Here is a 7,043-nt window from a genome sequence, read left to right on the forward strand (position 1 = left end):
GCCCGCCGGCTGCGCGGCGGACGTCGGCGATCAGGTGCGGGGCGAAGGTGAGCGCGACGACCACGGCCACGCCCGTCTCGTACAGCGCGCCGGGCAGCGACTTGAGCAGCCGGGCGGGGCTGGCGAGGGCGTTCGCGGCGCCGACGCAGACGAGCAGCGTGGCGAGCTTCAGGCCGTCGTAGGCGGCGAAGAGCACCGCCTCGGCGGTCACCCGGCCGCCGAGCCGGATGCCCTGCGCCCAGTGGGGGAGGGGCACTTCGGGGAGGGTGAGCAGGGTGTGCGTGCCGGGTATGGGCGAGCCGAGCGCCACCGCGAACAGGACGCGGACGAGGACGACGGCGAGCGCCAGGCGGACGAACGCGGTGTACGAGCGGGCCCAGGGCGCGGGGGAGCGGTGCGTCGCCACGACGTAGCCGGAGGCCGCGAGGAGCAGGGCCAGCAGGAGGGGGTTGGTGGTACGGGTGGCGGCCACGCCGAGGGATATCGCCCAGAGCCACCAGGCACCGGGGTGGAGAGCGGGGCGGAACCTGGTGGTGCGGGACGGGCCGGGGTCACCCGGACGCATTGCGCCGCCGTCGGGACTGCCATATCGCCGCGCCCACCAGCAGGCCCACCACCCCCACGCCGATCGGCAGGCCGAGGGACGGCCCGGAGCCGGAGTCGTCGGGCTCGGCGGCGCCGGTCGGCTTGTGGTCCGTGGAGACCTGCTCGCCGCAGCCCTTGTGCGGGTAGCCCGCGATGGCGCACAGCAGGGCGTTGGTGTCGTAGCGCAGCGGCCCCGCCACCGCGGCGAGCGCGTCCGCGGTGGACGCGTCGGACGGCACCCGCGCGCACACGGTCCGGCCCTTCGGCGGCATCTCGCCGGACGGCGCGTCCGCGGGCGTGCCGAAGTCCAGGACCAGGGCCACCCGCTTGGACCCGGACTTCGCCGGGGTGTCCGCGCAGATCGTGCCGAAGTCCGCCGTACCGCGCGGCCGGCCGGCGTCCGCGGCGTCCGCGCCCACGGTGAACCGGAACCCCTGCACCGCGCCGTCGTCGGGCCGGACGGAGGCCGGGCCCTGCGTCGCGTACGTCCAGTGGCCGCCGGTGCGCTCCCAGAAGGACCAGTAGCGGTAGCCGGTCGCACCGGCCCGCCCGGCGCAGACGAGGAGGAGCAGCGCGGCGGCGAGCACCGGCGCGGTACGGCGGACGGCGGTCACGGCTGCCGCTTCTTCCGGCCGCTGATCAGGAACCCGACACCGATGCTGGCGACGAGGCAGACGCCGAAGATCCACCAGCCCCGGTTCCGGGACTCCTTCTTCTTCTCCTCGTGCCGCTGGCCCGAGGTGTCCATCTGCGGCGCCGGGCCCTGCGAGTCGAGGGCGCTGACCAGGCTGGTGCCGTTGAAGTCGCCCGGCTGCTCGCCGAGGGCGTGGGCGGCCAGGATCAGCTGGGCGTAGGCGGCGGGGCCGCTCTGCTCCGCCCACGGGCTGGCGTTCTTCTCCAGCCAGGCGTAGGCCTTGCGGGCCGGTTCGACGCGGCCGTCCGCGGCGAGCGCGACGACGGCGTCCGCGGTGTTGCCGAAGTCCGGCTGGGCCTTGGCACCGGGCAGGGTGGACTCCAGGTGCCCGGTCTTGGCGACGGCCGCCGCGAGGTAGGCGCCGGCGTTGTCGGCGACCTGGGTGCGGGAGGTCGCCTTGACGCAGGTGTCCTTGGCGGGGGCCCGGCCTGCGCGGGCCACGAAGCCCTTGCCGAGGGCGCCGAGCAGACCGGCGGCGGTGGCGTCGGCGTTCGGGAGCAGGTCGCCCTTCTTGTCCGGCTGGAAGGCGAGGGCGCCGCCGCCGTCCTGGTCGCAGGGGATGGACCAGGCGGGCAGGGCGTCGTAGGGGGACTTGCCGGACTTGCGGACCGACGCCGGGTCGGTGCCGGCGGCGGCGAGGGCGCCGATCACGACGGAGGTGGAGTTGGTGTCGCTGGGGTCGCCCGGGTAGTAGCTCCAGCCGCCGTCCTTGTTCTGGACGGACTTCAGCCAGGCCACGGCCTTCTCCACGACGGCGCCGTGCCCGCCGGCCGCGGCGAGGGCCTGGACGGCGGCGGCCGTGCTGTTGGTGTCCGCCTTCGGCTTGTCGTCGCAGGGCTTGTCGGGGGCGGCCCGGAAGGCGGCGAAGGCGCCGTCCGCGCACTGCTGGCCGGTGAGCCAGTCCACGGCGGCGGGGGCGGGCTTGTAGCCGAGGGTCCGCTGCGCGACCAGCGTCAGCGACTGCCGCCACACGCCGTCGTACGTCGGGTCGCCCTTGCCGTACAGCCCGGAGGGGACCGCGGCCTTCGGCGACGGGGACGGGTGAGCGCATGATGGAGGCGCTCTGCACTCCGGTGGCGGGGGTGGCTCCGGCGGAGGCGCGCTTGGCCCGCAGGCGCAGGTAGCGGTCGGAGGAGAGCCAGGCCAGGTCGTAGGAGTGGCGGCCGGTGAGCAGGGTGTCGGAGGCCTCGTTGGTGGCGCGGTAGTCCATGTCCAGGCGGACGCCGGTGTCCTCGCGGAGCCGGTCGAGCAGCGGCTTCATGTCGGTGAGTTCGTCGCTGGCCAGGACGCGCAGGGTGGTCTTGGGGCCGCCGTCGCCGGAGCAGGCGGTGAGCCCGCCGAGCACCACGGCCAGCACCAGGCACAGGCACAGCGGTCCGAGCGGCAGGGTGCGGGGGGTGGGCGTCATGGGGTCTCCCCGGAGGGTGCGGCGGGGGCGGCCGGGGGGCAGTCGCCGACGGTTTCGATCATGCGTTCCAGCAGGTCGAGGCGGGGCAGTACGGCCTTGGTGTCGTCGTCGGAGAGCACGGGGGCCTGGATGCCGCGCCCGGTCAGGAAGCGGGTCAGGGCGTCGCTGGTGGCGGAGCCGCCCTGGGCGTCGCGGACCCTGAAGCCGAGTTCCATCGCGCGCCGTTGCAGCGCCGGGTCCCTGGTGATCAGGTCGCCGAGGGCGTCGCCGCGCGGGGTGAGCGCGATGAGCTGGGGTTCGGTGACGAAGCGGGCCGAGGGGTAGAGCAGGACCCGTTCGGCGTCGACGTGTCCGGTGGCGGACCGGGTGGCGATCTGGTGGGCGAGGAACTGGTGCTCGTAGATGACGGCGATCGGGGAGATGCTCTTGCCCTCGGCGGAGACGTAGGTCTCGTTCTTCTCGGAGGACGGCATGCCCTGGTCGTTGAGGAGGAGCCGGACGCGTTCGGCGAAGCGGGTGGCCTCGGCCGGGGTCTGCGGGATGTCCTCGTGGTTCCAGACGTAGGAGACCAGGCCGAGATAGGTGCCGGCGGAGTTGGCCTGGCAGATGTCGGAGGTCTGGGCGAGGACCTTGTTGCCGTTGTGGATGCCGTACCGGCCGATGCCGACGCGCCGGCCGCGCCGGTCGGTGCCGAGGTCGTCCCAGCGGCGCCCGGCGGCGGAGGCGCCGAGGAACTTCCGCATGTCCAGGGAGTAGTACATCGGCTTGGCCCCGGCCGGCACGCCCGGCAGCGGGGTGGCGATCCCGGCCTCCCGGAGGGTCTCGGCGTACTCCCGGTAGGTGCCGAGCACGATCGGGCTGACGAACGGGCGGTACGTCGTCGCCGGGTGGCCCTCGGCCGCGCGGCGGGAGGTGATCAGGTCGGCGGCGGGCTGTCCGGACGGGAAGACGATGTCGTAGCCGTCGTAGCGCTGGGTGGCGATGCCCCGGGAGCCCATGCGGGTGAGGTGGACGCGGTAGCCGTGCCGCACGAGCAGCCGCCGGACCTCGGGGTCCTCGAAGAAGTCGGCCTTGGAGGCCATCTTGGCCTCGATGGTGACGATCCGCTGGAACGGCAGCGCCGCGTGCCCCTGGACGAGGACGACGATCGCGCACAGCGCGGTGGCGACGGCGACGGCACGCGGGAGGAGTCTGCGTACCGCCGAGCGGCGCACGGGCGCGACCGCCGGGGCGCCGACCTTCAGGCGGGGCTCGCGGCTCGACCTGGGCCTGTCGCTGTCGGATCTGTGAGTGGCCACCCGATTCTCCTGCGTCGGCGGGGCAGGATCGTGCACGGACCGGACGACGGCCGCCGGAACGCCCAACCAACGTGCCGGGTAAGGGAGATGAACGTCAGTCAGACAATTGCGGAAGCCTTCGTTCACGGGGCCGGCGGCCGGGGCCGGGGGTCACCGACCGTAAATCACTTCCGCGTTCGGCCCGCCACCCGTTCCGTTGAAATGGCCCGGACGGGCATGTCCCGGCCGCGTCCCACGGCATTGCCTTGGAGGGGGCCCGCATCCGGGGGCCCCTTCTTCGATGGGAGACGCGTGCGAATCACTGACATCCAGCGCTGCGAGGTACGGCCGGGACGGCTCGTCGAGTGGACGCTGAGCCCGGCGACCGTCGCGGCGGCGGCGGCACTCCCCGAGGACTCCCGGCCGCCCGCCTACATCCAGGAGTCGCACATCAGGACGGCCCGGTCGCTGAGGGAGGACGGGTTGTTCGTGCCGACCTGGCTCGGCGCCGCCTTCGACCTGCCCGGCCCGGTCGACCTGGACGCGCTGGAGCGGGCCCTGCACACCTGGACCGTACGGCACGAGACGCTGCGCAGCGGCTTCCGCTGGGCCGGTGACGAGCTGCGCCGGTTCACCCTGGACGCGGCCGACGTGTCGCTGCACCGGCGGGAGGCGGGTCACTTCCCCGACGCCGACGGTCTGGTCCGGCACCTCCAGGACCGCTTCGACACGATCGCCGACGCGCTGCGCTGGCCGAACCTCGTGTACGCGGCGGTCGTCCGGGACGACGGCGCGAGCGTGTACCTGGCCTTCGACCACAGCAACGTCGACGCCTACTCGGTGCAGCGGATGCCCGCCGAGATCCACGAGCTGTACACGGCGGGCACGGACGCGGGCGGGGCTGAGGCGTCCGCCGCGGCCGCCAGTTACGTCGACTTCTGCGAGCTCGAGCGGTCGCACGCCGACGGCGTCGACGGCCGGCACGCGGTCGTGGAGCGCTGGCGGGAGTTCATCCGCCGCTGCGACGGCACCCTGCCGGGCTTCCCGGTCGACCTGGGCCTCGCGCCGGGTGATCCGCTGCCCCGGCAGCGGATGCTGGCCGAGCCGCTGGCCGACGCGGACACGGCCGCCGCGTTCGAGGCGTACTGCCGGCCCTACGGCGGCAGCATGACCGGGCTGCTGGCCGCGACCGGGCTGATCGTGCACGAACTCGGCGGGCAGCCGGTGTACCGGACCGTGGTGCCCTTCCACACCCGGGTCGCCTCCCGCTGGAGCGAGTCGGTGGGCTGGTACGTGGGCGGCGCCCCCATCGAGGTGCCCGTCGGCCGCACCCGCGGCTTCCCGGAGGCGCTGCGGGCGGTACGGGCGGAGCTGCGGGCCAACCGGGCGCTGGCCCGGATGCCGCTGGCCCGGGTACTGCGCCTGCTGGGCGCCGACTTCCGGCCGGTCTCCCCCGACCTGTACTCGATCGTGTCCTACGTCGACACCCGCGGCCTGCCGGGCGCCGGGCGGTGGGCCGAGCTGAGGGCGTACGGGCTGCTGCGGGTGTCGTACGGCGACCAGGTGTGCGTGTGGGTCAACCGGCTGCCCGAGGGGCTGTGGCTGGCGAGCCGGTACCCGGACACGGACGTCGCGGCGAAGAACATGCGGCTGTACGTGGAACGGCTGCGGGACCGGATCGCCTCGGTGGCCGACGGCAGCCTGTCCGCGGTGTCGTAGGTCACCGGGGGCCCGCGCCGGACCGGGCCCGCCCCCCTCCCTCCAGTTCGATCAGCCGTTCGAACCGGTCCCGCCAGCGCCGCTCCGTCTCCTCCTCGCCCTGGAACTCGTGGGTGAAGCGGAGCGCGCTGCCGTCCTCCCCCTCGCGTTCCAGGTGGAACCGGATCCGGCCACCGCCCCCGACCGTGTACTCCGCCACCCGGTCCACGTCCCACGCGGTGACGTGCCCGCTGCCCAGCCCGGCCAGGGTGACCGCGCCGCCGAGCCGGGGTTCGAGCACCTCGGCGCGGGTCCACCAGGCGGCCAGCCCCTCGGGCGTGGACACCGCGGGCCAGACCTCCTCCATGCGCCGCGGGAGCCGCACGACGAAGTGCAGGATGCGCGTGTTCCCGTGGGTCTGGCTGGAACCCTGTGCGATGGAACCGCTCATGACTCCAGCCTGCCCCCGGCCCCGGGTTCACGCACGCCTGCCGGGAACGGCGAAGGCCGGCCCCCGTGACCCGCGTCACGGAAACCGGCCTCGTACCGGAAAGGGTGCTTACACGCCCGCGTAGGAGTGCTTGCCGGTGACGAAGATGTTGACGCCGTAGTAGTTGAACAGCCAGCAGCCGAACGCGATCAGCGCCAGGTAGGCGGCCTTGCGGCCCTTCCAGCCGGCCGTGGCCCGCGCGTGCAGGTAGCAGGCGTAGGCGATCCAGGTGATGAAGGACCAGGTCTCCTTCGGGTCCCAGTTCCAGTACCGGCCCCAGGCGTCGCCCGCCCAGATCGCGCCCGCGATGATCGTGAACGTCCACAGCGGGAAGACGGCCGCGTTGACCCGGTAGGCGAACTTGTCCAGGGACGCGGAGGCGGGCAGCCGCTCCAGCACCGAGCGGGCGAAGCCGCCGGGCTTGCCGCCGGTCTGGAGCTTGTTCTCGTACGAGTCCTTGAACAGGTACAGGATCGTGGCGACCGCGCCGACGTAGAACACCGCGCCGCAGAAGATCGCGGTGGAGACGTGGATGTACAGCCAGTACGAGTGCAGGGCGGGCACCAGCTGGTCGCTGGCCGTGTACAGGACGGTGACCGCGAGGCCCAGGTCGAGCAGGACCGTGGTGATGAGGAACAGCCCGAGCCAGCGCACGTTCTTCTTCAGCGCCAGCAGCACCAGGTACACGCCGACGGCCACCGTGGAGAAGGTGATGTTGAACTCGTACATGTTGCCCCACGGCGCCCGCTGCACGGACGCCGCGCGGGCGACGACACCGGACAGCTCCACCAGGAAGGCGAGCACGGTCAGCGAGATGGCGATCCGGCCGTACAGGTCGCCCTGCTCGTCGCCGCCGTGCGCGCCGGGCCCGTCCGGCACGTCCCGCGCGCC

6 protein-coding genes and 1 pseudogene are annotated in these 7,043 nt (G+C 73.6%); 1 reads left to right on the top strand and 6 read right to left on the bottom strand.

Annotated features, from left to right (window positions below):
- The 4 genes and pseudogenes from H5J33_RS18185 to H5J33_RS18200 form a co-directional block, all read right to left on the bottom strand.
- Window positions 1-565 (bottom strand): annotated as a pseudogene (locus H5J33_RS18185) (energy-coupling factor transporter transmembrane protein EcfT); the annotation flags it as partial.
- Window positions 552-1,199: an SCO2322 family protein gene (locus H5J33_RS18190; protein ID WP_181795994.1), complete on the bottom strand. Its 648-nt coding sequence runs from the start codon at window positions 1,197-1,199 to the stop codon at window positions 552-554. The pseudogene H5J33_RS18185 and the gene H5J33_RS18190, both read right to left, overlap by 14 nt.
- Window positions 1,196-2,284, bottom strand: a complete 1,089-nt coding sequence (locus H5J33_RS18195; RefSeq protein ID WP_181795998.1) for a prenyltransferase/squalene oxidase repeat-containing protein — start codon at window positions 2,282-2,284, stop codon at window positions 1,196-1,198. Before H5J33_RS18195 ends, H5J33_RS18190 begins: the two co-directional genes overlap by 4 nt.
- Before the next feature lie 399 nt (window positions 2,285-2,683).
- Window positions 2,684-3,985: a hypothetical protein gene (locus H5J33_RS18200; protein WP_309485430.1), complete on the bottom strand. Its 1,302-nt coding sequence runs from the start codon at window positions 3,983-3,985 to the stop codon at window positions 2,684-2,686.
- 291 nt (window positions 3,986-4,276) lie between these two features.
- Here H5J33_RS18200 and H5J33_RS18205 point away from each other — a divergent pair, with 291 nt between their 5' ends.
- Entirely contained in the window at window positions 4,277-5,683 is a 1,407-nt protein-coding gene (locus H5J33_RS18205) for a condensation domain-containing protein (protein WP_181795995.1), read from the top strand.
- A gap of 1 nt (window position 5,684) precedes the next feature.
- On the opposite strand, the gene H5J33_RS18210 is transcribed toward H5J33_RS18205, so the two are convergent.
- A complete protein-coding gene (locus H5J33_RS18210) occupies window positions 5,685-6,113 on the bottom strand; it encodes an SRPBCC domain-containing protein (protein WP_181795996.1) in 429 nt (142 codons plus the stop codon).
- A 108-nt stretch (window positions 6,114-6,221) separates the two neighbouring features.
- Window positions 6,222-7,043: c-type cytochrome biogenesis protein CcsB (ccsB, locus tag H5J33_RS18215; RefSeq protein ID WP_181795997.1), on the bottom strand; the 822-nt coding region annotated here is incomplete at its 5' end.

Source organism: Streptomyces sp. WELS2 (genome assembly GCF_013870595.1).
Classification (GTDB): Bacteria; Actinomycetota; Actinomycetes; order Streptomycetales; family Streptomycetaceae; genus Streptomyces.

Bases quoted from the DNA above. Each gene is read 5' to 3' on its own strand.
- H5J33_RS18210 (WP_181795996.1), bottom strand. From the start codon at position 6,113: ATGAGCGGTTCCATCGCACAGGGTTCCAGCCAGACCCACGGGAACACG.